The 24,734-nt window shown below is 40.0% G+C and carries 23 protein-coding genes; 18 read left to right on the forward strand and 5 right to left on the reverse strand.

The window, feature by feature from the left end:
* Positions 1 to 376 precede the first annotated feature (376 nt).
* On the forward strand, positions 377 to 2,224 hold the full coding sequence (locus K1I43_RS03515) for a sensor domain-containing diguanylate cyclase (RefSeq protein ID WP_033383243.1): 1,848 nt from the start codon (positions 377 to 379) through the stop codon (positions 2,222 to 2,224).
* 28 nt (positions 2,225 to 2,252) lie between these two features.
* Here K1I43_RS03515 and K1I43_RS03520 read toward each other — a convergent pair whose 3' ends face one another.
* Positions 2,253 to 2,738: a GAF domain-containing protein gene (locus tag K1I43_RS03520; protein ID WP_026011492.1), complete on the reverse strand. Its 486-nt coding sequence runs from the start codon at positions 2,736 to 2,738 to the stop codon at positions 2,253 to 2,255.
* A 13-nt stretch (positions 2,739 to 2,751) separates the two neighbouring features.
* Complete coding sequence (gene hisJ, locus K1I43_RS03525) at positions 2,752 to 3,540, reverse strand: histidinol-phosphatase HisJ (protein ID WP_026011493.1); 789 nt, start codon at positions 3,538 to 3,540, stop codon at positions 2,752 to 2,754.
* A 162-nt stretch (positions 3,541 to 3,702) separates the two neighbouring features.
* On the opposite strand from hisJ, the gene ezrA reads away from it, so the two are divergent.
* Positions 3,703 to 5,394 (forward strand): septation ring formation regulator EzrA, encoded by a 1,692-nt coding sequence (gene ezrA, locus K1I43_RS03530; RefSeq protein WP_026011494.1) that lies wholly within the window; start codon positions 3,703 to 3,705, stop codon positions 5,392 to 5,394.
* A gap of 22 nt (positions 5,395 to 5,416) precedes the next feature.
* Here the strand turns inward: ezrA and brnQ are convergent, their stop codons facing one another.
* Positions 5,417 to 6,745 carry a branched-chain amino acid transport system II carrier protein gene (gene brnQ, locus K1I43_RS03535; protein WP_026011495.1) on the reverse strand — a complete coding sequence of 443 codons (1,329 nt, stop codon included), beginning with the start codon at positions 6,743 to 6,745 and terminating at the stop codon, positions 5,417 to 5,419.
* Positions 6,746 to 6,923: 178 nt separating this feature from the next.
* On the opposite strand from brnQ, the gene K1I43_RS03540 reads away from it, so the two are divergent.
* The 11 genes from K1I43_RS03540 (at position 6,924) to K1I43_RS03590 (ending at position 19,333) form a co-directional block, all read left to right on the forward strand.
* Positions 6,924 to 8,075, forward strand: a complete 1,152-nt coding sequence (locus K1I43_RS03540; protein ID WP_019416664.1) for a cysteine desulfurase family protein — start codon at positions 6,924 to 6,926, stop codon at positions 8,073 to 8,075.
* Positions 8,072 to 9,265: a tRNA uracil 4-sulfurtransferase ThiI gene (gene thiI, locus K1I43_RS03545; protein ID WP_009361550.1), complete on the forward strand. Its 1,194-nt coding sequence runs from the start codon at positions 8,072 to 8,074 to the stop codon at positions 9,263 to 9,265. The genes K1I43_RS03540 and thiI overlap by 4 nt, the downstream gene beginning before the upstream one ends.
* 55 nt (positions 9,266 to 9,320) lie before the next feature.
* Positions 9,321 to 9,515, forward strand: a complete 195-nt coding sequence (locus K1I43_RS03550) for an alpha/beta-type small acid-soluble spore protein (protein ID WP_009361549.1) — start codon at positions 9,321 to 9,323, stop codon at positions 9,513 to 9,515.
* A 128-nt stretch (positions 9,516 to 9,643) separates the two neighbouring features.
* A complete protein-coding gene (mbcS, locus tag K1I43_RS03555; protein ID WP_009361548.1) occupies positions 9,644 to 11,218 on the forward strand; it encodes an acyl-CoA synthetase MbcS in 1,575 nt (524 codons plus the stop codon).
* Positions 11,219 to 11,443: 225 nt separating this feature from the next.
* A complete protein-coding gene (locus K1I43_RS03560; RefSeq protein ID WP_009361547.1) occupies positions 11,444 to 12,214 on the forward strand; it encodes an ABC transporter ATP-binding protein in 771 nt (256 codons plus the stop codon).
* Between the two features lie 12 nt (positions 12,215 to 12,226).
* Entirely contained in the window at positions 12,227 to 14,137 is a 1,911-nt protein-coding gene (locus K1I43_RS03565; protein WP_009361546.1) for an AMP-binding protein, read from the forward strand.
* On the forward strand, positions 14,138 to 15,022 hold the full coding sequence (locus K1I43_RS03570) for a branched-chain amino acid ABC transporter permease (RefSeq protein ID WP_009361545.1): 885 nt from the start codon (positions 14,138 to 14,140) through the stop codon (positions 15,020 to 15,022).
* A gap of 3 nt (positions 15,023 to 15,025) precedes the next feature.
* Positions 15,026 to 16,096 carry a branched-chain amino acid ABC transporter permease gene (locus tag K1I43_RS03575; protein WP_019416665.1) on the forward strand — a complete coding sequence of 357 codons (1,071 nt, stop codon included), beginning with the start codon at positions 15,026 to 15,028 and terminating at the stop codon, positions 16,094 to 16,096.
* 57 nt (positions 16,097 to 16,153) lie between these two features.
* Positions 16,154 to 17,353, forward strand: a complete 1,200-nt coding sequence (locus tag K1I43_RS03580; RefSeq protein ID WP_009361543.1) for an ABC transporter substrate-binding protein — start codon at positions 16,154 to 16,156, stop codon at positions 17,351 to 17,353.
* 61 nt (positions 17,354 to 17,414) lie between these two features.
* A complete protein-coding gene (locus tag K1I43_RS03585) occupies positions 17,415 to 18,203 on the forward strand; it encodes an ABC transporter ATP-binding protein (RefSeq protein WP_009361542.1) in 789 nt (262 codons plus the stop codon).
* A complete protein-coding gene (locus K1I43_RS03590; protein WP_019416668.1) occupies positions 18,203 to 19,333 on the forward strand; it encodes a phenylacetate--CoA ligase family protein in 1,131 nt (376 codons plus the stop codon). Before K1I43_RS03585 ends, K1I43_RS03590 begins: the two co-directional genes overlap by 1 nt.
* Before the next feature lie 21 nt (positions 19,334 to 19,354).
* On the opposite strand, the gene K1I43_RS03595 is transcribed toward K1I43_RS03590, so the two are convergent.
* Positions 19,355 to 20,158 carry an NAD kinase gene (locus K1I43_RS03595; protein WP_009361540.1) on the reverse strand — a complete coding sequence of 268 codons (804 nt, stop codon included), beginning with the start codon at positions 20,156 to 20,158 and terminating at the stop codon, positions 19,355 to 19,357.
* 125 nt (positions 20,159 to 20,283) lie between these two features.
* Here K1I43_RS03595 and K1I43_RS03600 point away from each other — a divergent pair, with 125 nt between their 5' ends.
* The 5 genes from K1I43_RS03600 (at position 20,284) to K1I43_RS03620 (ending at position 24,338) form a co-directional block, all read left to right on the forward strand.
* Positions 20,284 to 20,934 (forward strand): DUF2953 domain-containing protein, encoded by a 651-nt coding sequence (locus K1I43_RS03600; RefSeq protein ID WP_019416671.1) that lies wholly within the window; start codon positions 20,284 to 20,286, stop codon positions 20,932 to 20,934.
* Positions 20,915 to 21,343: a GerW family sporulation protein gene (ytfJ, locus tag K1I43_RS03605; protein WP_026011497.1), complete on the forward strand. Its 429-nt coding sequence runs from the start codon at positions 20,915 to 20,917 to the stop codon at positions 21,341 to 21,343. Before K1I43_RS03600 ends, ytfJ begins: the two co-directional genes overlap by 20 nt.
* Positions 21,344 to 21,420: 77 nt before the next feature.
* On the forward strand, positions 21,421 to 21,927 hold the full coding sequence (gene tpx / locus K1I43_RS03610; RefSeq protein ID WP_009361537.1) for a thiol peroxidase: 507 nt from the start codon (positions 21,421 to 21,423) through the stop codon (positions 21,925 to 21,927).
* An 85-nt stretch (positions 21,928 to 22,012) separates the two neighbouring features.
* Entirely contained in the window at positions 22,013 to 22,987 is a 975-nt protein-coding gene (locus tag K1I43_RS03615) for a class I SAM-dependent methyltransferase (RefSeq protein ID WP_009361536.1), read from the forward strand.
* 157 nt (positions 22,988 to 23,144) lie between these two features.
* On the forward strand, positions 23,145 to 24,338 hold the full coding sequence (locus K1I43_RS03620) for an acetate kinase (RefSeq protein ID WP_009361535.1): 1,194 nt from the start codon (positions 23,145 to 23,147) through the stop codon (positions 24,336 to 24,338).
* A 28-nt stretch (positions 24,339 to 24,366) separates the two neighbouring features.
* Here the strand turns inward: K1I43_RS03620 and K1I43_RS03625 are convergent, their stop codons facing one another.
* Complete coding sequence (locus K1I43_RS03625) at positions 24,367 to 24,681, reverse strand: hypothetical protein (RefSeq protein ID WP_009361534.1); 315 nt, start codon at positions 24,679 to 24,681, stop codon at positions 24,367 to 24,369.
* Between the last annotated feature and the right edge of the window lie 53 nt (positions 24,682 to 24,734).

The raw sequence follows: 24,734 nt of genomic DNA on the forward strand, positions 1-24,734 counted from the left end.
CTCCTCCTTTGTTTTTATTTTTGGTAAAATAAAAACAGTCGTGCCTCACCATTTATCGCCATTTTGTTTTCATGTATCCTCGCCCTAGCAGCTGAGAGTTACACGATACAACCTCCAATTAGAGAATGACGCTCTCTATGGGGAACAAAATGGACATACAAATGTGAGCACAAAGGCTGCAATATTTTACACAAAGGCTATTATAGTTTTTTTTCGTGTCTAAGTCAACAATTTTTGTATAGTCTTTATAATAAGGAGTATGGTATGATATAATTAATAGGTCCTCAGTTTTAGAAATATGACAGAAACTCTCATTTTTTTATTTATATGGTTCATACATATAAAGAGAGGAAGTATGTGCGGGTGAGTGAAAAAAATGAACGTTCAAGAACGCGATCAATACGCCATGTTTAAGCAAAAGTTTTTCGATTGGTTTTTAACAGAAGAAGATTTTACAGATTTACCTCGCATCATCCAAGCGCTGATCACTTTATTGCAAAAAGAGTTTCACTTGTTAGATGTCACGTTTTATGTGCTTAACCCGTTTAAACACGCTTTTGAACCTGAAGTGACGACAAATCACATCATTGAACAACAGCGAGAAAAATATATGATTCCGTTTGATGAGCAGCTAAAACAACAGTTTGATGATGTTGTTGTCATCGATGATGAAAGCGAAATCAAAACCGTTCAGTTTGGTATACATTTTTCAGAAGATTCACTCGGACTCGTTCGTTTTCAGCTTCATGTGCGAGATATGATACCGAGATCGTTAATTAAACAAATGAGACAAGACTTTTTAAAAGTGTTTGCTCGCATTCGCAAAGTGTCTGAAGTATTAAGTGAGGAAAAAAGATACGAACAATTGCATCGAGCGGCAACAAAAATTCATGCGTCTATGAATATCGGGGATGTACTTGAGGAAATTGTAAAAACATTAAAAGAAGTATATCCGGCATTTACGTTTCATTTGTTTTTATCTTATGACAGCACAACAGACCGAGATTTGCCGATTAAACTACTTACATTTGAAAATGAAGATGAGCACATGGGGGCGATGCAAGCGTATGTCACTGGACAAATCCAGCTTCATGATTCGCTTGTTTATAAAAAGTCTGTGATTTATGCTCCGATTAAAGGAGCTCAAGGGATTTACGGGGTGATCGAAATGATTGCTCCGACAATTATGGAGCTGCCAGAACGGGAAATGCGCTTTATTTCCTTATTGGCAAATACGGCTGGTAGCGCATTAGAAAATGCAAAATTATACGAACAATCGAAACGATTAATTGCTGATTTACAACTTATTAACGAGACGATTCACCACTTAAATACGAACTTACGCTTCCAAGACGCCCTGCAGTTTATGATTGAAAAAATTAAAACGTCATTCGATGCGGAAGAAGTCGGTTTTATTATTTTACAAGAAAAAGAGCGTAAAGTACTTCCTGGAAGTACGGCATTTTTCCAATCACGCGAAGCAAAGGCATATGTAGATTTCGTTTTCCATCGCATTCAACATCCACGGGATAATTTATTTTTAGGTGATGTGAAAATTCATAGTGATCATGCAAAACGTTTTCGTTCGCTTATGGCCGTACCGATGATGCGCGGAATGATGAAAGGTGTAGCGATCGTGTTACATCAAGAGGCGTACCACTTTTCGTTTGATATGTTTAAATTGTTACAATCACTTATTCATCATTCCACGTTGGCGTTTACAAACGCAGCATTGCGTGAAGAACTTGAACGAATGGTCATTACAGATCGGCTAACAAATTTATATGCACGTCATTATTTAGATGAACGTATCCAACGTTCGATGGAAGAGGATGGATTAGGTACATTTATTTTAATAGATATTGATAATTTCAAAAAAATAAACGATACGTACGGACATCAAGTAGGCGATGAAATTATTATTCAAGTAGCAAATATTATTAAAGCGAACATTCGCCAAAATGATATTGGAGCTCGATGGGGAGGAGAAGAACTCGCCATTTATTTACCAAAAGTGTCTATTAATGCAGGTTTATCGATTGCGAACCGCTTAGTACAAAAAGTTCGTGAGCTAACAAACCCACCGGTGACGATTTCTTGTGGGGTATCGTACTGGAAGAAAAATCGCGCGGACTCTGTGAAAGAGTTATTTAATCGCGCTGATGAAGCATTGTATACGGCGAAACGGACAGGGAAAAATCGCGTCGTTGTTCAAGAATATTAAAAAGAGGCCAAATATTTCGGCCTCTTTCTTATATGTTAACATATTGAATAAGCGTTTCAACAAACTGTTGTAAATACTGTTCATCTACTTCATCAAAACGGTTTTTTATTGGACTATCAATATCGAGCACACCAATCACACGGCCGTCTTTTATCATCGGAACGACAATTTCAGATTGAGATGCAGCATCGCATGCAATGTGGCCAGGAAATGTATGAACGTCTGCCACACGCACTGTTCGTTTTTCGGCCGCTGCTGTCCCACATACGCCTTTACCAAATGGAATGCGCACGCATGCGGGCAATCCTTGAAACGGTCCGAGAACAAGTTCATTTCCTTCTGTTATGTAAAAACCGACCCAATTAATATCGTGTAAAAAGTAGTTCAATAAAGCAGAAGCATTGGCTAGGTTTGCCACAACATTTTTTTCATCCGAAATTAACGCTCTTAATTGATCGATGACAAGTGCATAATTTTCTTCTCTTGTCCCTGTGTATGTTTGTGCATGAAACATGTATTTCACTCCTTTATATCAGCATATGTTCCATTCCTTGGTGAAGGCCAGCAACCGAGTGAGCATCCGAGCCATATACGAGCGGAATGCCGTGTTTTAACGCTTCTTTTACAACCCAATGAGGCGGATATGGCTCTAAGCAGAGCGGTTTTGTTGTGCCGGCACCGTTGTAGTCAAGTTCTAGTTGACGATTTTTCATTTCATCTAGAATGCGTGTGATGATTTTGTTCTCATCGTATTCACACGGATATGCTCGATGAAACTTGCGGACGAGCGTGATATGTCCGATACGTTTTGGTTTGTATGGGCCTAAATCGGCAACAACAGAAGCGAGAACGGTGTTATAATACGCATCATACACTCGTTCAATAGAGTGAAACGCTGCAACGATTTCGCCGAACATGTCTTCGCTATAATCGATACACATGTACCGATTGTCCATTTGTAAAAAATGAACGGATAAAATGCTATCGTCTAATTGTGGACCGATTTCATTTAAAAATGTTTTCGTTTCTTGTTCATATCCGACAATGAAATCAACCTCTAATCCGATGCGAATACGAATATGTCTTTCGTACTGTTTTTTTAATGATTGTAAAATTGATACGTACGACGCTAGTTGTTCTTCTTTCATCGCGCTATCTTGATAAGGGGTTGGATCGATAAATCCTTTCGGAAGCGGTGCGTGTTCGGTAAATGAAATATCTGTATAACCAAGCGAAATGGCCTTTTCGATATATTCATGCAGCGCATCGTCACTTCCGTGGGGACAAAACGGTGTATGAATATGCCCGTCACGCACGTTTTTCACCTCTTTTGGCGCAAAATTCGACAAAATCACGTTTTTTTAGGAAAAAAATTAAAATTTTTGCTCAAAAAATGTTGCTAACATGGTATCATAAAATCATTGAAAAGAAAATGCCTTCTCCACAAAAAAGAAAGCTTGACAACAAGGAGGCCCATTATGGAATTTGTAGCGATTAGTGCGCTCCTCGTCATCGGAGGACTTACATATACATATGTGTACCGAAAACGTTTATATAAACAAATTGATCAATTGGAACAATGGAAAATTTCTTTAATGAATCGCCCTGTACCAGAAGAAATGGCGAAAATTAAGTCATTAAATATGATGGGGGAAACAGAGCAGCTGTTTGAAAAGTGGCGGAATGAATGGGATGACATTGTCGCTGTTCAACTGCCGAACATAGAAGAAAAGTTGTTTGATATTGAGGAAGCAGTAGTCAAATATCGGTTTATGAAAGCAAAAGATGCGTTACAGCAAACAAAACAGCAGCTTCAAGAAATTGAAGGGAGAATTCAACGCATTTTACTAGAGTTACAAGAATTAGTTGGAAGTGAAGAAAAAAATCGTGAAGAAATTGAACAATTAAAAGAGAAGTATCGCCAAGTAAAAAAAGCGATGCTTACTCAACGTCATACGTTCGGGCGTACAGAAACTGCGCTTGAATCGCGATTAAATGCCCTTCAACAACAATTTCAAACATTTGAACAGTTAACGACGGAAGGGAATTATTTAGCTGCTCGTGAAGTAGTGTTGCTTATTCAAAATGAATTACATGAGTTGAACCATTTTATTGAACACATTCCACTTTTACTGAGCGATGCGCAAGTTGAAATTCCAGCACAACTTGACAATATTGTCGAAGGATATCGTGAACTGTTAGAGAAAGGATATGTGCTTGACCATTTGCCTGTTGACAAAGAAGTAGAAACGATTCGGGAGAAATTGTCAAAAGTGCTTACGCTGTTAGAAACGCTTGCTGTCGATGAAGCAGAAAAGCTTCTTCGAGAAGTGCAAGAAGATGTTGATACGTTGTACGATTTGTTAGAGAAAGAAGTATATGCGGAACGTTTCGTTCATGATGAAACGGAAAAAATTGAACAAACGCTTTACGAGTTAGAAGAAGAAACGAAAGAAACGCGCGATGAAACGTTATTTGTTCAGCAAAGTTATCATTTATCACAACATGATCTTGATAAATATCGACAAATTGAAAAGCAAGTGCAACAATTGATGAAACGATTTATGTTAATTCAAACGAAAATGATCGAGGAGCGTTTAGCTTACTCGCTTATTCGTGAAGAATTGGAGGAAATTTTAGCGCAAATTGCTGCGGTGAAAGAAAAGCACGCCCAATTTCGTGAGCACTTATATGCATTAAGAAAAGACGAATTAGCAGCGCGTGAGAAATTAGCAGAAATGAAAAAACAATTGTCTGAAGCGATTCGGCTCGTGAAAAAAAGCAAACTTCCTGGGCTACCGGAATCTTATATGTTGCAAGTGAGCGAAGCGCGTGAAAGCTTAACGCGTGTGTCGCTTACATTAGACGGAAAACCGTTAAATATGGAAGCTGTTCATCAAGCGCTAGACGAGGCGGTCGTTTTTGTGCAAAATGTATGTGATCAAACAAAGGAAATGATTGAACAAGCTCGATTAGCTGAACAAGTCATTCAATATGGAAACCGTTACCGTCGTCGTTTCCATACGGTGAAAGAAGGATTAGAAGAAGCGGAACAGTTGTTTCGGCGATATGAATACGAATTATCCTTACAAAAAGCGATTGCTACGGTAGAGCAAGTGGAAGAAGGAGCGTTTGAACGTATTCGTGAGTGGCTAAAAGAAAACGAGTGAAAGGGAATCCCTTCACTCGTTTTTAACTTGCTTTTCTTTCGGTACGTGTGACATGATTTGTTTTGTTTAGCAATAAACCGATCAAGCCACCGACGAGTGCCGGTGTGAGCCAACCAATTCCTTGTTCAAACAAAGGTAACGTTTTTTCGTATACGTGTAAAATGGCGGATACATCAAATCCTGCTGTTTTTAGCCCATCAACGACGCTCACAAGAAATGTACCAGAAATCGCTCCGATGTAAACCGTTTGTTTTCCGCCAAAATAGTCATGTAAAAACGATAGAGCGACGAGAGTAATGGCTAACGGATAAATGATAATAAGCACAGGAATGGATAATGAAATAAGTTTTGTTAAACCGACATTTGCGATGAACGCGCTAAAGACGCTCATCACGATGACGAGCATTCGATAAGAGAGCTTTGGCGAAATTTTCGAAAAATAGCTTGCGCACGATGATAATAAACCGACAGATGTCGTTAAGCACGCAAGCATAATAATAACCGATAAGATGACTGTCCCTGCTTCGCCAAATAAGTAAGTGGCTGCTTGGCTAATAATTTCTCCACCGTTATCGCGATAACCAATCGCCTGCACGCTTGATGAACCGATGAAAGCGAGCGATAAATAAACGAGCGTTAGTCCAGAGGCAGCAATAAGCCCAGCTTGAATGCAAAGTTTTGTCAGTTGTTTTTTGTTTGTTATTCCTTTTTGTTGAATAGCCTGAATGACAATAATACCAAAAACGAGCGCAGCAATGGCATCCATCGTTAAGTATCCGTCAATAAATCCTTTAAATAGCGGCGCATGTGCATAGGCATCGGTTGGTTTTTGGATTTCTCCCATAGGTGTCCATACACTTTTGATAAAAAACAAAGTAAGACCGATAAGTAAAAGCGGTGTTAATAACTTACCGATGCGGTCAACTAATTTCGATGGATTTAATGCCAACCAAAGCGATACAATGAAATAAATGACTGTATACGCGGCTAACATGATGGAACGATCGGCTGTTTCAGGTAAAAATGGCGTCACTCCAATTTCAAACGAGACAGTCCCTGTACGTGGAATGCCGAAAAAGGGACCGATCGCTAAATACATGATCGTTGTGAAGATAACACCAAATACAGGATGTACTCGACTAGCTAATTGTTGTAAATCACTTCCTGTTTTTGCAATGGCGCTTACGGCTAAAACGGGTAATCCGACGCCGGTAATTAAAAAGCCAGCAATAGCAATCCATACGTTTTCTCCTGCTGCTTGTCCGAGAGCAGGAGGAAAAATCATGTTACCAGCGCCGAAAAATAAAGCAAATAACATGAAACCGACAGCGATTAAATCTTTTTTCGACATGTTGATCCTCCTTTGTTGTCTCCGTACCAGCCTATATACTACCATACAAAATAAAAATTTTGTCGTTTTTATCAAAAGTTTCAATCTTTAAAATATTCTTTGATCATTTCTTTTTTGAATAAAGATGTGATAATATAAGAAGGCTGTTTGTATATGAACGTATATGGAGGCAAGGGCGATGATGTATTTAGATAATAGCGCCACAACAAAACCGTTTCCAGAAGTGTTGCAATCTTTTATGAAAGTAGCGAACGACTATTTCGGCAATCCGTCGTCGCTACATGGATTAGGTATGCAGGCAGAGCGATTACTTACACAAGCAAGAGAACAAATCGCACGTCTGCTTGAGGTGAAACCGACCGAAGTGATTTTTACATCAGGTGGGACGGAAGGAAACAATTTAGCAATTAAAGGGGTTGCTTGGCAGCACCAGCAGCGCGGGCGTCATATTATTACAACAGCGATTGAACATCCGTCCGTTACCGAAGCATGTAAACAACTTGAACAACTTGGCTTTCAAGTGACATATGTGCCCGTCGATGAACGTGGCATCGTTTCTCCAACACATATTGAACAAGCGTTGCGTGACGATACGATTCTCGTTTCTGTGATGCATGTCAATAATGAAGTAGGTTCCATCCAGCCAATTGAACAAATCGGGATGTTATTAAAAAAATATCCAAAAGTGCTTTTTCACGTGGATGGAGTGCAAGGTGCGGCGAAGGTGCCGCTTCATTTAAAGCGCGCAAATGTGGATTTATATACGATATCCGCTCATAAATTTCACGGTTTAAAAGGAGCAGGCGTATTGTATGTGCGCGAAGGTGTACGCCTTTCTCCGCTTTTATCTGGCGGGGCTCAGGAAATGCAGTTGCGTTCTGGAACAGAAAATGTCGCTGCCATTGTAGCGATGGCGAAAGCGTTGCGAATGTCTGTTGAAAAGTATCACGAAGCCTCTGCACGCCTTGAAGAAATGAAGCGAGCGCTTATCGAACGTTTACAAGCGATTGAAGGCATTGTTGTTCATACCCCGTTGGAACAATCGGCTCCGCATATTATCCATTTTTCTTTAGAAGGAGTCAAATCAGAGGCATTTGTGCATGAATTAGAAAAACAACATGTATATGTATCAACAACATCAGCTTGTTCATCTCGGAAAAAAGCGCCAAGCAAAACATTGTTAGCTATGGGAGTTGAAAAAATGCGAGCGGAGCGTTCCATTCGCATAAGCTTATCATACGAACAACAAATGGAGCACATCTCCATAATCGTTGAAGCAATTGAACGAGCATACGAACGATTAAAAATAGTAGCGAGGGGAACGAAATGACATACGATCATATTGTAATTCGTTACGGTGAAATGTCGACAAAGGGAAAAAACCGTTTGCAATTTGTACGATGTTTAAAACGAAATATAGCAAAAAAATTAAAACATTTTCCAAATCTTCAAATTGAAGCATTACGCGATCGGATGTACGTTCGTTTACATCATACACCACCGCAACCTGTTATTGAAAAATTGCAAGAAGTGTTCGGGATTCAATCGTTAAGTTTAGCGTTAAAAACGGAGAGCGATTTAGAAAAAATAAAAGAGGCTACGCTTTATTTCGTAAAACAATTTCCATATGAAGGGAAAACGTTTAAAATATCCGCAAGAAGAGCGGATAAACAATTCCCGGTCACAACAAATGAATTAAACTATGAACTCGGTAGTTATGTGTTAAAAAATACAACAGGTTTAACAGTCGATGTCCATCATCCTGACATTGATGTTCGAGTGGAAGTTCGAAAAGAAGGTACGTATATTACAGCGTACGACGTACCTGGAGCAGGTGGTTTGCCTGTTGGAACGAGTGGAAAAGCGATGCTCATGCTTTCTGGTGGAATTGATAGTCCGGTAGCGGGATATTTAGCAATGAAGCGCGGCTTGCAAATTGAAGCGGTTCACTTTTTTAGCCCGCCGTTTACAAGTGAACGAGCAAAGCAAAAAGTCATTGACTTAGCTCAACGTTTGACGGAATTTGGCGGAACGATTCGCCTTCATATTGTGCCGTTTACGGAGTTGCAACAAGCAATTTATAAACAAGTGCCAGAAAACTACTCCCTTATTTCAACTCGTCGTGCGATGTTGCGCATTACAGATGAAATTCGTAAAAAAGAAAATGGATTAGCGATCGTGACGGGAGAAAGTTTAGGACAAGTGGCTAGCCAAACATTGGAAAGTATGGTCGTCGTCAACGATGTAACAACGACGCCAATTCTTCGGCCACTTATTTCAATGGACAAAACGGAGATTATTGCAATTGCTGAACGAATTGGGACACATCATATTTCCATTCGTCCATATGAAGATTGTTGTACAATTTTTACTCCAAAAGCACCGAAAACGAAGCCGAAAAAAGAGAAAATTATTCAATATGAACAGTTTTTACCTTTAGACGAAATGATTGCGGAGACGGTCGCTCGTGTCGAAACGATTACGTTGAAACCAGATCAACCATTGGACGAGCTCTTTTAAATGTATGAAGTCCATTCGTTTTGCACAACCTATAGATGCGAGGGGGTGAAAACGAATGGCAAATCGAAATCGATTGCTCGTCCCTGGTGTGCAACAAGCGATTGACCAAATGAAATACGAGATCGCTCAAGAATTTGGTGTGCAGTTAGGTCCAGATACAACTGCACGAGCAAACGGTTCTGTTGGCGGCGAGATTACAAAACGTCTCGTGAAAATGGCAGAACAACAACTCAGTAGCCAAAATAAATAATAAACAAAACTCGGTAGCGCGTTCTACCGAGTTTTTTATCTTTTAAAAATTTTTAGAAAAGTTATACAAAACTATTCGATTTTTTTGTATAATTTTCTTGTATCATATTGGTTAAGGGGGAGAGGGAAATGAATTTAATCGCACCAGAAAAGTATAATTTAACGAGCGAATTTGAAAAATATGCAGATGATCCAAACCGAATCGCTTTAAAATGGGAAAGTGAAACGGGGGAAACAAAAGAGGTTACATATGTTGAACTGATGAAACAGGCGAATAAAATTGCAAACGCTTTCGTTAGTCATCAGTTACAAAAAGGCGATAAAGTACTCGTTATGCTCCCGCGTTTGTTGGAGGCATATGCAGTATATATTGGGGCATTGAAAGCAGGACTTGTCGTTATTCCAAGCTCTGAAATGTTGCGCACAAAAGATTTACAATATCGCATCTCCCATGGGGAAGTAAAAGGAGTTGTTGCGTATTTTCCATATATTGAGCAATTTTCTTCGATTGAAGGTATGGAAAATATTGTTTCGTTTTCTGTTGGCGGTTCGACTGAGCGCTGGCTCGATTTGCATGACGAAATGGCAAAGCAAAGCGATACATTCATGGCTGTAGAAACGTCGCGAGAAGATATGGCGTTTTTATCGTATACATCGGGAACGACAGGAAATCCAAAAGGTGTAGTGCACACGCACGCTTGGGCATATGCCCATTTACGAACAGCCGCAAAAAATTGGCTTTGTATTGAAGAAGGAGACCTCGTTTGGGCAACAGCAAGCCCTGGATGGCAGAAGTGGGTGTGGAGTCCATTTCTATCGACTCTTGGCTCTGGAGCGACAGGGTTTGTGTACTACGGTCGGTTTGAGCCAGAAAAATATTTGCAGCTGTTAGAAAAATATCATATCAACGTCCTTTGTTGTACACCGACAGAATATCGTCTCATGGCTAAAGTCCCGACAATTTCCCAATATAAATTACCGCATTTGCATAGTGCTGTATCCGCTGGCGAACCGTTGAATCGTGAAGTGATCGATACGTTTGAGCGCTATTTCGGTGTTCAAGTTCGCGATGGATATGGACAAACAGAAAACACATTGCTTGTCGGGGTTATGAAAGGAATGAAAATAAAACCGGGATCGATGGGGAAACCAACGCCAGGAAATCGCGTCGAAATTATTAATGAGTTTGGGGAGCCTTGTGCCGTTGGAGAAGTTGGCGATATTGCTGTTCATGTTGAAACGCCAGCTTTGTTTAAATGTTACTATAAAGATCCGGAAAGAACAGCGATGCAGTTCAGAGGGGAATATTATATTACTGGTGATAAAGCGAAAAAAGATGAAGAGGGGTATTTCTGGTTCGAAGGCCGTGGCGATGATATTATTATTAGCTCCGGCTATACGATTGGACCATTTGAAGTAGAAGATGCGCTAGTGAAACATCCATTTGTGAAAGAATGTGCGGTTGTTGCTAGTCCAGATGAAATTCGAGGACACGTTGTTAAAGCGTTTATTGTATTGCGTGAAGGAGTAGATAAAAATGACCCGAATTTAATTCCGCAACTTCAAGAGCATGTAAAGCAGCTCACAGCGCCATATAAATATCCGCGCAAAATTGAGTTTGTCGACGACCTGCCAAAAACGACTTCTGGAAAAATTCGTCGTGTTGAATTGCGCGAACGTGAAATGAAAGCTATGCAAAAATAACATGTTCCGCTCCGATTCATTCGGAGCGGAAAAAAAGCTTGACGGACCAAAAAAAATTGTGTACTATTCTTTTTGGAATTTTCTTAAAATTAAGAAATGTTTTTTATGACCTCTTTTGATAACGCTTACATTTTTGTTTTTTCGTTGTGTAAAGTCATAAAGATATAAAAACGTCCATAAAGTGTTATCGAAAGAGAGAGAAATAAAGAAAAAGGGGGGAATGAAGTGGGTATATTGAAAGTGCAAAACGTGTCCATTCGCTTCGGCGGTGTATTGGCACTTGATTCTGTTTCCTTTGAAGTGAAAGAAGGGGAAATTTTCTCATTGATCGGCCCAAACGGAGCAGGAAAAACGAGTATGTTGAACTGTATTAGCGGGCTGTATAAACCGACAGAGGGCGACATCTTTTTCAAAGATGAGCGCATTACACATGTGAAGCCGCATAAACGAGCGGCCTTAGGTATTGCACGCGCTTTCCAAAATATCGAGTTATTTCCGCATTTATCTGTATTGGACAATCTTATGCTCGGTAGGCATGTGCGGATGAAAACAGGAGTGCTTGCAGGTGGATTGTACTGGGGGAAAGCGCAAAAAGAAGAAGTAGAGCATCGTTATAAAGTCGAAGAAGTGATCGATTTTTTAGAGCTCGAGCATGTGCGCAATGTGCCTGTTGGTACGCTCTCTTACGGTCTACAAAAACGGGTAGAAGTCGGTCGCGCATTAGCGATGGATCCTGATTTACTATTGCTTGATGAACCAATGGCTGGCATGAACAACGAAGAAAAAGAAGACATGGCGCGTTATATTATTGATATTCACGAAGAAAAAAAGACGACAATTATTTTAATTGAACACGATATGGGCGTTGTGATGGATTTATCCAATCATATTGCTGTGTTAGATTTCGGAAAATTGATCGCGTACGGAACGCCAAAAGAAGTGCAAACAAATCCGCGCGTCATAGAAGCATATTTAGGAGAAGAACATGCGGGATAAAGGGGGAGTTTTATGGAACAAATGACGTTTCCACAGCTATTAGCCGCTCGTGCGCGACAAAAACCAACACAAGTCGCTCTGCGCGAAAAAGATTACGGCATTTGGAACGAATACACATATAGCGACTATTACGAACAAGTGAAAGCGTTCGCATTAGGAATTGCTTCGCTCGGGTTTCGACGCGGCGATAAACTGGCTATTATTGGCGATAACCGTCCAGAGTGGGTATTTAGCCAACTCGCAGCTCAAAGTTTAGGAGGTATTTCCGTTGGCATTTATCAAGAATCGTTACCAAACGAATTAGCGTATATTATTGACAATTGCGATGCGACGTTTGTTGTCGTCGAGGATCAAGAGCAAGTTGATAAAGTGTTAGAAGTGGAACAAGAACTTTCGAAAGTGAAACATATTATTTACTACGATTCACGCGGTATGCGAAACTATAAGCACGATAAATTATTGTATTTTCAAGATGTACAAACGCTCGGTCGACAATTTGAACAAACGCACCCGACATATTTTGATGATGAAGTGCAAAAAGGATGTTATGATGATATCGCCATTTTATCGTATACATCTGGAACGACGGGCAATCCGAAAGGGACGGAACTTTCTTATCGCAACTTATTCGAAATGGCAAAAAACCTCGCAAAAATCGATCCACTTGACGAACAAGACGAATACCTTTCATTTTTACCGCTCGCTTGGATAGGCGAACAAATGATGACCATTTCCATGGCATTCCACTGCAACATTGTTGTGAACTTTCCAGAAGAACCTTCAACGGTGTTTGAAAATTTACGAGAGATTGGACCACACGTTATGTTTTCACCACCGCGCATTTATGAAGACATCGTTTCAAAATTTCAAGTGCGCATTCAAGATGCAAGTTGGTTGAAACGAAAAATGTATGAATGGTGCAAGCCGATTGGAGAAAAAGTAGCAGAAGCGCATTTTACGAAAAGCGACGTTTCCTTTTGGACGAAGTGCTTGTATAAACTAGCTGATTATTTCGTCTTTAGCGCTATTCGTGACCATTTTGGATTGCTGCGCTTAAAGCGAGCGTATACAGGTGGCGCTCCGTTAGGCCCAGATGTGTTTCGCTTTTTCCATAGCATTGGGGTGAACGTAAAAAGTATATACGGTCAAACAGAAGTATCAGGAATTGCGATCGTTCATCGCGATGGGGACATTAAAGTAGATAGCGTTGGTATACCAATCCCAGAAACAGAAGTGAAAATTTCTGAGCAAGGCGAAATTTTGTTAAAAAGCCCGAGTGTATGTTGTGGCTATTATAAAAACGAAAAGGCAACGAGAGAGACGATCGAAGACGGCTGGCTTCATACAGGTGATGCGGGATATGTAGATGAATCAGGCCATTTGTATGTTATTGATCGTTTAAAGGATGTCATTCGTTTACAAACAGGTGAGATGTTTTCGCCGCAATTTATTGAAAATAAACTAAAATTTAGCCCTTACATTCAAGAAGCGGTCGCCATTGGTCGCGATCGTCCGTACGTTGTGGCGATCATTAATATCGATATGGCTAATGTTGGGCGATGGGCAGAAAAAAATCAGCTTGTGTATACGACATATTCCGATTTGTCCGCAAAACAAGAAGTGATTCAACTTATTCAAGAACAAGTGAATGAAATTAATCAATCGTTGCCAGAAAAGGCACGTGTGAAAAAGTTTGTTTTGCTTTATAAAGAGCTTGATGCAGATGATGAAGAATTAACGAGAACGAAAAAAGTGCGTCGTCAATTTATTGCCAAAAAATATGCCTCACTTATTGAAGGGATGTACTCAGAAACAGACCACATTGATGTAGAAGGAACCATTAAATATCGTGATGGCAAAGAGCAAGTCATTAAAACGACGTTGAAAGTCGTCTCGATTGATGAAGGGGAGGGAGCAGCGTAAATGGCTTTTTTCTTACAAATGCTTGTCACTGGTATCGTCGTCGGGAGCGTATATGCGCTCGTTGCGCTAGGGTTTGTCCTCATTTACAAATCGAGCGATGCTATTAACTTTGCTCAAGGCGAATTTTTGCTCATCGGGACGTACGTTTGTTTGACACTTGTGGCTAGCTATAACGTTCCGTTCATTGCTGCCTTGTTGCTCGCTTTAGCGTTTAGTGCGTTGCTTGGTTGGAGTGTAGAAAAAGTTGTGTTGCGTCCTTTCATTGGAAAGCCAGTGATTTCTATGATTATGGCAACGATCGGATTATCGAGCGTACTTGCAGGAATCGTTCATATTATTTGGGGACACGAAACGCGTGTATATCCACCTGTTTTTTCAGAAAAACCGTTGCAGTTCGGAGAAGTCATTATCGCACCTGTATACGCATGGTCGTTTGTCATTGTTATGATTTGGCTCATGATTTTTACGTTGTTTTTCAAATATTCGCGGTTTGGAATTGCCATGCGAGCGACAGCAGACGATCAACAAGCAGCTTTGTCTATGGGGATTAGCGTAAAAACAATTTTTGCGATTGCTTGGGCAATTGCAGCCATCGTATCAGCTGTTGGTGGGGTGTTATTAGGAAATATTAACGGGGTCAACTCTTCGCTTTCACTAATCGGATTAAAAGTGTTACCTGTCGCTATTTTAGGTGGACTTGACAGCATCCCAGGGGCGATCATTGGCGGTATTTTAATCGGGATTATTGAAAGTATGACAGGAGGATATTTAGACCCGCTTGTCGGCGGCGGCTTAAAAGAAGTTATCCCATTTGTCATTTTAGTTATCATTTTAATGGTTAAACCGTATGGGCTATTTGGAAAGAAAGAAATCGAAAGGGTGTGAGAAATGGTGCGAAATCCGTTTGTTATGCAATGTGGTGAATTTCATGTTGATTATAGGCAAGATATGGCCATTTGGAAAATTGCTCGCGTGCGTTGGCGTATTTTTATGATTGTAGCGCTATTTGCTCTTTTTCCTATGGTCGCGACAGACTATGTAGTCGGTTTGGCGACATTATGTGGGATTGCAGCCATTGGAGCGATCGGATTAAATATTTTAACAGGGTTTACTGGTCAAATTTCGATCGGGGTTGGCGCATTTTTAGGGGTAGGAGGTTATACATCAGCGATTTTAACAACGAAGTTAGGGCTTAGCTTTTGGGTTGCTTTTCCGCTTGCTGGGTTAATTACTGCGCTTGTCGGTGCTCTGTTTGGGATCCCGTCTTTGCGCTTAAAAGGGCTATATTTAGCCATTGCTACATTGGCGGCGCAAGTCATCATTTTGTTTGTCATTTCAAGATGGGATTCATTAACAGGGGGAACTGCTGGGCTCGTATTGAACCGTCCACAGATCGGTTCGTTTACGTTCATGAGCGAAACGAGCTATTACTATTTAATGTTTGTCGTTTTACTTATCACAATCGTCTTCTCACTCAACTTATTTCGCACGCGTGTTGGGCGAGCGTTCATTGCGATTCGCGACCGCGATATTGCAGCAGAAGTGATGGGCATTGATTTGTTTAAATATAAAGTGCTTGCTTTCTTCGTTAGCTCGTTTTTCGTCGGTATTGCCGGCGCGCTTCTCGGTCATTACACGATGATTGTCAGCCCTGAGCTTTACAGCATTTCCGTTTCAATTGAATATTTAGCCATGATTTTAGTCGGCGGTTTAGGGAGCGTGTTCGGTTCATTGTATGGGGCTGTATTCATTACGCTCATGCCTGTTGTATTACGAAGCGTTGTAGATGTATTGAGTGGCACGTTTCCTGGACTAGAGGGAGTGCTTGTTGGAATGAAGGAAGTCGTCTTCGGTGTTGTCATCATTTTATTTCTCGTGTATGAGCCAGATGGATTAAATAAAATTTGGTCAAATATAAAAAACTATTTCCGCCTTTGGCCATTTTCTTATACGAAGTAGTATAAAGCGGCATATCCGCTTTATATAAAATGAAAAACAGATAAGGGGGATGAATGAATGAAGAAAAAAGGTGCACTACTCGCTACATTGCTCCTTGGAGCAAGCATGTTATTCGGATGTTCAGGAGGTGACAAAACAGCGACAGAACCGGCAAAAGAAGGAGGAAAAGAACAAGGAACGATTAAAATTGGTGCATTGTTTGATATTACAGGTGCAACGGGAGATGTTGGTACACCGTATGCTGAAGGAGAAAAAGCGTATATTGAATACATTAATTCAAAAGGCGGTGTGAACGGCTATAAAATTGAGCTTGTCGGACAAGATTACGCTTATAAAATTCCTGAAGCGCAAAAGCTGTATCAAAAATATAAAGCGAGCGATAAAGTGTCAGCCATTTTAGGATGGGGAACAGCCGATACGGAAGCGTTGCGACAACAAGTTGCAGCAGATAAACTACCATTTTTCTCAGCTTCTTATTCAGAAAATTTAAAAAATATAAAAGAAAGCCCATACAACTTTTTAACAGCGGCGTCTTACTCTGATCAAGCGCGCTCCGTACTTCGTTGGATTAAAGAAAATCATACAGGTGGAACACCAAAAGTTGCGCTCATTTATAATGACACGGCATTTGGAAAATCGCCAATTCAAGATGCAAAAGACTTTGCGAAAGAAATTGGTGTAGAGATTGTAGACGAACAAATCGTTGACTTAAAAGCGCTTGATGCGACATCTCAACTATTGAACATGAAGAAAAAGGCACCGGATTATGCGATTATTCAACAAACATGGGGTGCGACAGCAACGATTTTAAAAGATGCGAAAAAATTAGGCATTGAAACGCAATTTATTGGCTTAAACTGGACAACTGGTGAAGGATTGCTCCCGATTGCTGGAGATGCGGCAGAAGGGTTTATCGGCGTTGTGACACATGCGTTTCCATATGAAGATTTACCAGGTATGGCTGAAGTGAAAGAGTATTTAGCAAGTAAAGGTGAAAAATTAGAGGATAAAAACCAAAAGTTTATTCAAGGATGGGTCACAGCGAAAATTTTAGTAGAAGGAATTAAGCAAGCGGACGATCCAACGACGGGAGAAGGCATTCGTCAAGGATTAGAAAAATTAAAAGATCTTGATTTAGGCGGCCTAGCTGCACCAGTTACGTTTACGGCTGATAATCATGCGGGGACGAATCAAATTCGTTTAGCAAAAGTAGAAAATGGACAGTTTAAGGTGTTTACAGACTACTTCGGATACTAAAGTGAATGAAAGGGTGTTTTCAATAGGAAGCACCCTTTCGCTTTCAGAAAGGGGGAGACAAATGCTTACGTTAAACAATGTAGAAGTGATGTATAATCGAGTCATTCTCGTGTTAAAAGGTATGTCGATGGTTATTCCAGAAGGGAAAATTGTCGCGTTGCTCGGCAGCAATGGGGCAGGGAAAACAACGACGTTAAAAGCCATTTCGGGATTATTAAGAAGTGAAGATGGCGAAGTAACAGATGGCTATATTGAGCTATATGGAGAACGAATTGAAGGAAAAGATGCAGAAGAAATCGTGAAGAAAGGAATTTTTCAATGTATGGAAGGAAGACGAGTGTTTGAACATTTGACGGTAGAAGAAAATTTAATTGTCGGTGCTCATACACGAAAAGATCGCCACAATATTAAAGCAGATTTACAAAAAGTATATCATTACTTTCCGAAGCTTCATATGTTGCGCCATCGCCAAGCAGGGTATTTATCAGGTGGAGAACAGCAAATGTTGGCAATTGGCCGCGGCATGATGGCAAAACCAAAAATTTTACTGCTTGATGAACCATCGTTAGGGATTGCTCCGTTGCTTGTGAAAGAAATTTTTTCAATTATTAAACGAATTAATGAAGAAGAAGGAACGACAATTCTCGTCGTTGAACAAAATGCGAACATCGCTTTATCGATTGCGCACTACGGATACATTATGGAAAATGGCCGCATCGTCATGGACGGTCCTGTGGAGAGATTACTTGAAAATGAAGATGTAAAAGAATTTTACCTCGGGATGAGCGAAAAAGGCCGTAAAAATTATCGGGAAGTCAAGTCGTATAAACGGAGAAAGCGGTGGTTGTAATGGAACGATGGAAATCGTTTTTGATCGAGGCGTATGAACAGTCATTAGCATTGCGTGAGCGATTAGATGCAGCAAATATGAGTCCGTATGAATTAGAAACGATTGAGCAACTGAATGGCATTCCGGTATTGAAAAAAGAACAATTACCTCTTTTACAAAAACATCAGCTGCCATTTGGAAATATGATTACAACACGATCGAATGAATTGGCACGCATCTTTATGTCCCCAGGACCGATTTACGATCCGCAAGGAAAGGAAGAGGATGATTGGGGATTTGCAGAAGCGCTTCAAGCCGCTGGATTTACAAGCGATGATATTGTACAAAATACGTTTTCATATCATTTATCCCCAGCAGGTTTTATGTTTGATAGCGCTCTTCGCCGGATCGGTGCAACAGTTGTGCCGGCAGGACCAGGCAATCGTGAATTGCAAGTGCAGCTTATGAATGACTTGCAAGTGACTGGATATGTTGGTACGCCAAGTTTTTTACATTTATTGTTGCAGTATGCGGATGAAAAAGGAATACATGTCACGGTGAAAAAGGCGTTTTTCACGGCAGAAAAGTTAACAGAAAACATGCGCGACCAGTTTGAACAACGAGGTATTCATGTTTTTGAAGGATATGGAACAGCTGATTGTGGTTGTATCGCATTTGAGGACCGTCAAGGACCAGGTTTGAAAATTAGTTCGCGAGCCATCGTCCAACTGTGTGATCCGATTAGCGGAGTACCGCTTGATGAGGAGGGAGAAATTGTCGTTACGATATTTGATCGGACGTACCCTCTCGTTCGATTTGGTACAGGAGATGTGTCACGTTGGGTCGATGGGTATAAAGGTGAACGGATCGTCGGTGTTCTCGGACGTGTCGGAACAAGCGTGAAAGTGAAAGGAATGTTTGTACATGAGCAACAGTTGAAGGAAGTCATGGCTGACGTAGGATGTCCGCTATTTCAAGCGGTCGTAACAAATGAAGGTGATCATGATCAATTGACGATTTACATCGAAAAAGAGCTTAATGAAGAAGCAAAACAAAAAATAAAAAACGTTATTCGTATCACACCGACATTTGTTTCTGTTGATCGTGTAAATGAGGGAGAGCGGTGTCTCATCGATCGAAGAAAATGGTAAAAAGAGGCGTAATGCCTCTTTTTACAAAAATGTCCGCTTTACTTTTTCCCAGAAAGAATTATCTTTCAGTTTGACTGTTTTAATCACTTTTCCACTTAATGCAATATCTATTTTTTCAACATGTTGAATGCTTAGTGCTTCATTATCCATACCGATAATTGGATAGTCGTTTCCGTCTTGTACCACTTTTAATGTTAACTTGCGATTTCCGCTTAAAATAAATGATGAACCGAGCGTACGATAACGATTATTGTTTAGTGATGCTAGTTCGCTTACTTGAAAGCATGGAAGCATCGGGTCCACGACTGCCCCATTAACCGATTTATTGTAAGCTGTACTTCCTGTAGGTGTGGCAATGATCATTCCATCGCCTCGGAACGTTTCAAAATGCAAATTGTCGATAAATACGTCCATGACAAACGTTTTAATAATACTTGAACGAATCGTGCATTCATTTAAACAATAAAATGACGTAGAATCATTGACCGTAACATAAATCGTTGGATATTTACGCACCTCGATTTGTTCCGTTGTCATCGCTTCAATCATTTTTTCTGTATCGTGAATATGAAAATCACAATACATACTTAATGAGCCTAATGTTGAAATACCAGCATATAAGCAATCTTCACGAAATCCGGTTTTTCTCACCGCTTGCAAAAACGTACCGTCGCCACCGACGCTTACAATAATGTTGGCATGTTTTGCCTCATCTACAACTTGAAATTCATACTGTTTGGCGAGTTCAATGAGCGGTTGAACTTGCTTCGTCGTTTCTTCATCGTGTTTATGAAAGAAGTACATGCGATTACGGCGTTCAGTCATCGTTTTCCCTCCGTTAAAATGTCCTCACGTTTATTTTATCATTTATTTTCCATTCATAGCGAATTTATTCGTTTAATTTTTCTTATTTTTGTCGAAAATGTCATCGGGAAGGAAGTGAAAAACCGATGATTTTCGTTATTGCCATCATCTTTATTGCCTTCTTAGCAATCATTCCTTTTTTATATGTGCGCATGACGATTCAATTTCAACATGCACAAGATAATGATCAATTAACAATAGATATTCGCCTTCTTCGTTTTCTTCGTTATCGTTTTACTGTTCCGCTCATTGAAATATCAAAAAGGGAAGCCGGCTTAGTGACAGAGCAAAAAACAAGTACAGGGAAAGATGAAAAAACGACATTTACTGTTACTGATGCGCGCCAACGTATCGCACAAATTAAACGGTGGTTAAATGACATCGTTCATTTACATACGATTATAAAAAAATTTTTACAAAAAGTTTCTGTTTTACAGTTTCAATGGCATACGCAAATCGGCGTCGGAGATGCGGCAAAAACAGCGCTGTTCGTCGGGATCGGTTGGTCGGTTAAATATTACATGGTGGCAATAATGAGCAAATATATGAATGTTTGTAGCACTCCTTCCATTTCTATCGTTCCTTTTTTTCAAGGCGCATTATCGCGTACATCGTTTACATGTATGGTTCGATTTCGAATCGGTTATGCTATATTAGCAGGACTGAAGGTCGTAAAACATTGGAAAAAAGGTGCAAAAGTTTCTAGGAGGAATGAAAATGAATGGACATCCGATTGAAGGATTAATGACGACAGCGATGGAAAATTTAAAACAAATGATTGATGTCAATACGATTATCGGTGATCCTGTCGAGACACCTGATGGAAGCGTCATCTTAACTGTATCGAAAGTCGGTTTCGGCTTTGCAGCAGGTGGTAGCGAGTTTATGTTGAATCATGGCAATGAACAACAAAAAGAAGCTCATCCATTCGGTGGAGGAAGTGGCGGGGGTGTATCAATTACACCGATTGCTTTTTTAATTGTGAACAGTTCAGGCGTAAAGCTATTACATGTAGATGAAAGCACGCATTTATACGAGAAAATTTTAGATCTCGCCCCACAAGCGATTGAAAAAATTCAACAAATGTTTGAGAAAAAAGAAAAACCGAAGCAACAACATAACGAAACAACAGATTTTGATATTTAGTCTCAATCGAAATAATTGAATTTTTCATCTAATTACGTTATGATGAGCCTGTATCTTATATAAAGAGGAGGCTTACTATGGCGAAGGTTACATTTAAAGGAAATCCTGTCACATTAGTCGGTCATGAAGTGAAAGTCGGTGATGCAGCTCCGAATTTTACTGTGCTTGCCAACGACTTATCGCCGGTGACATTAGATGATACAAAAGGATTTGTTCGTTTAATTAGCGTTGTGCCATCGATTGATACAGGAGTTTGTGATGCACAAACACGTCGCTTTAATGAAGAAGCAGGAAACATTGAAGGAGTAAAGGTGTTAACGATTAGCGTTGATTTGCCATTTGCTCAAAAACGTTGGTGCGCGGCAAACGGATTAGAAAACGTTGTTACATTATCTGACCATCGCGATGTATCGTTTGGCCAAGCGTACGGTGTGCTCATTCAAGAGTTACGTTTACTCGCTCGTGCAGTATTTGTCGTTGATCGTAACGATCGCGTCACATATGTCGAGTACGTATCAGAAGCAACAAATCATCCAAACTACGAAGCAGCCATCGAAGCAGCAAAACAAGCGGCTCAACAATAATTGTTTGAGGCTATCTCAAAAAGGGATAGCCTTTTTCGTTTATATTTTTTAAAATAAAATGTCGGACCGAAAGGAGTGAAACACATTGGAAAAGCTATTTACAGTCATCGATGAAACGGCGACATGGTTGCAAGAGGAGTTAAAATGTTCGTATTTAGAAGCTGTCGCAGAAACAGGTGAAAACTTATTTCATGGAGATGTTTTGCAAGAAGAAGTAAACGAGTTGTTAAAAAAACGGTTAAAAAAGGCGTACGCTTCCGTCCGTTTGCATGATTGGAAAAATGAACACATTCGTAAAGCATTACAATTGGCGATGTTAAAAGGAATGAAACAATATGTACAACCTCATCATCAAATGACACCAGATGCTGTATCGGTATTTATCGGTTATTTAATTGATGAATTTACAAAAACATATTTTTCGCTATCCATTCTCGATCCTGCTGTTGGAACAGGAAATTTAATGACGGCTGTGTTGAATCAACTCACAAATAAAAAAGTAAAAAGCTACGGAGCAGATGCAGACGATTTACTATTGAAACTTGCTTATGTCAATGCAAACTTACAACAACATGAAATTCAATTTTTCCATCAAGATAGCTTAAAGCCGTTGTTTATTGAACCGGTCGATGTAGTCGTATGCGATTTGCCGATCGGATATTATCCAGACGATGAACATGCCAAATCGTTTCGTTTACATGCCGAAACTGGCCATTCGTATGCCCATTATTTATTTATTGAACAAAGCATTCGTTATACGAAAGAAGGCGGATATTTGTTTTTCCTCGTCCCAAATACGCTTTTTACATCAGATGAATCAAAAAAATTGCATGCGTTAATTAAAGAGGAAACGTTTATTCAAGGCTTGTTGCAGCTTCCGCTTTCGATGTTTAAAAATGAAGCAGCAGCGAAAAGTATTTTTATTTTACAAAAGAAAGGTGCGCATGCGAAAGCGCCAAAACAAGCATTGCTTGCACAACTTCCTAGCTTTTCAAATAAAGAGGCGATGCAAGCGATGGTCGTAAAACTCGAACAATGGCTGAAAGAAAATCGTTCATAACCTTCTGAATATAACAAATATGCGAAGAAAACGTTTTCGTAACGTTTGCGTACTTGAAAAGAGCGATGAACGACCCGTAAAATGAGAAACGTACCGATGAAATTCGCATATTTGCATACAATAATTGTGAACGATGTTAAAGGAGCTGTTTAGTCAAATGCCAAAAGTCATTGCGATCAATGCGGGAAGTTCTTCGTTAAAGTTTCAATTGTTCAACATGCCGAGTGAAGAAGTATTAACAAAAGGTGTGGTTGAGCGAATCGGTTTTGAAGATGCGATTTTTAATATTACAGTCAATGGAGAAAAAATAAAAGAAGTAACATCCATTCCAGATCATGCGGTTGCTGTGAAAATGTTGCTTGATAAATTAATTGAGCTTGGCATTATTCAATCGTTTGATGAAATTGAAGGAATTGGCCATCGCGTTGTGCATGGGGGTGAAAAGTTTAGCGACTCTGTTTTAATTACAGATGAAACGTTAAAAGAAATTGAAGATTTATCAGATTTAGCCCCATTGCACAACCCAGCAAACGTTGTTGGCATTAAAGCGTTTCGCGAAGTGTTACCGAACGTACCAGCTGTGGCTGTATTCGATACAGCGTTTCATCAGACGATGCCAGAGCAGTCGTTTTTATATAGCTTGCCATACGAGTATTATGAAAAGTTTGGCATTCGTAAATACGGGTTCCACGGCACATCACATAAATATGTGACACAACGGGCTGCTGAGCTATTAGGACGTCCAATCGAGCAACTTCGCTTAATTTCTTGTCATTTAGGAAATGGAGCAAGTATCGCAGCGGTAGAAGGTGGAAAGTCAATTGATACGTCCATGGGCTTTACGCCGCTTGCAGGTGTAGCGATGGGGACACGCTCTGGTAATATTGACCCAGCGTTAATCCCATACATTATGCAAAAAACAGGAAAAACAGCAGAAGAAGTAATTGATATTTTAAATAAAAAGAGCGGTATGCTTGGCTTAACTGGTTTTTCAAGCGATTTGCGCGATATTGAAGAAGCGGCAGCAAAAGGCGATCAACGTGCTGAATTAGCGCTTGAAGTGTTTGCAGGGCGTATTCATAAATATATTGGTTCATACGCAGCGCGTATGTGTGGTGTCGATGCAATTATTTTCACAGCAGGTATTGGAGAAAATAGTGATGTCGTTCGTGCGAAAGTATTGCGTGGTCTTGAATTTATGGGCGTATACTGGGATCCGGCATTAAATAAAGTGCGCGGCAAAGAAGCGTTTATTAGCTATCCGCACTCGCCTGTAAAAGTATTAGTCATTCCAACGAATGAAGAAGTGATGATTGCTCGCGACGTCATGAGATTAGCGAACTTAGCGTAAGAAAAGGTGTCCATACGGGCACCTTTTCCTATTGATGTATGCGATTTGTTACTGTTTGATTCATTCGATACCAAATCCATAAATCGTTAATAATTGAAGCGAGAGCTGCAATTTCAAAGTTGAGCATGCATGAGCGGTTAAAATCGCTTTCTTCTCCGAGTTGTCTTTGTTTTTCATTAATTTGCTGTTCTAATTCAATAATTCGATCAGGAATTTTCCCACGAATCGTCTCCCACTCTAATAAAATTTCTGCTTGTTCTTCTTTCGTGTACATATCCCAAGCTTTTTCTAAATGCGGCAAGCGAATGCCAAGACGTTCATCATATACAAAATGTGCACTCATTTCGTTCTCCCATCCTTTTCACTTATTAATTTTTATTTTAATCAAAATAGTTA

Source organism: Anoxybacillus sp. ST70 (assembly GCF_019553625.1).
Taxonomy (GTDB): Bacteria; Bacillota; Bacilli; order Bacillales; family Anoxybacillaceae; genus Anoxybacillus; species Anoxybacillus gonensis.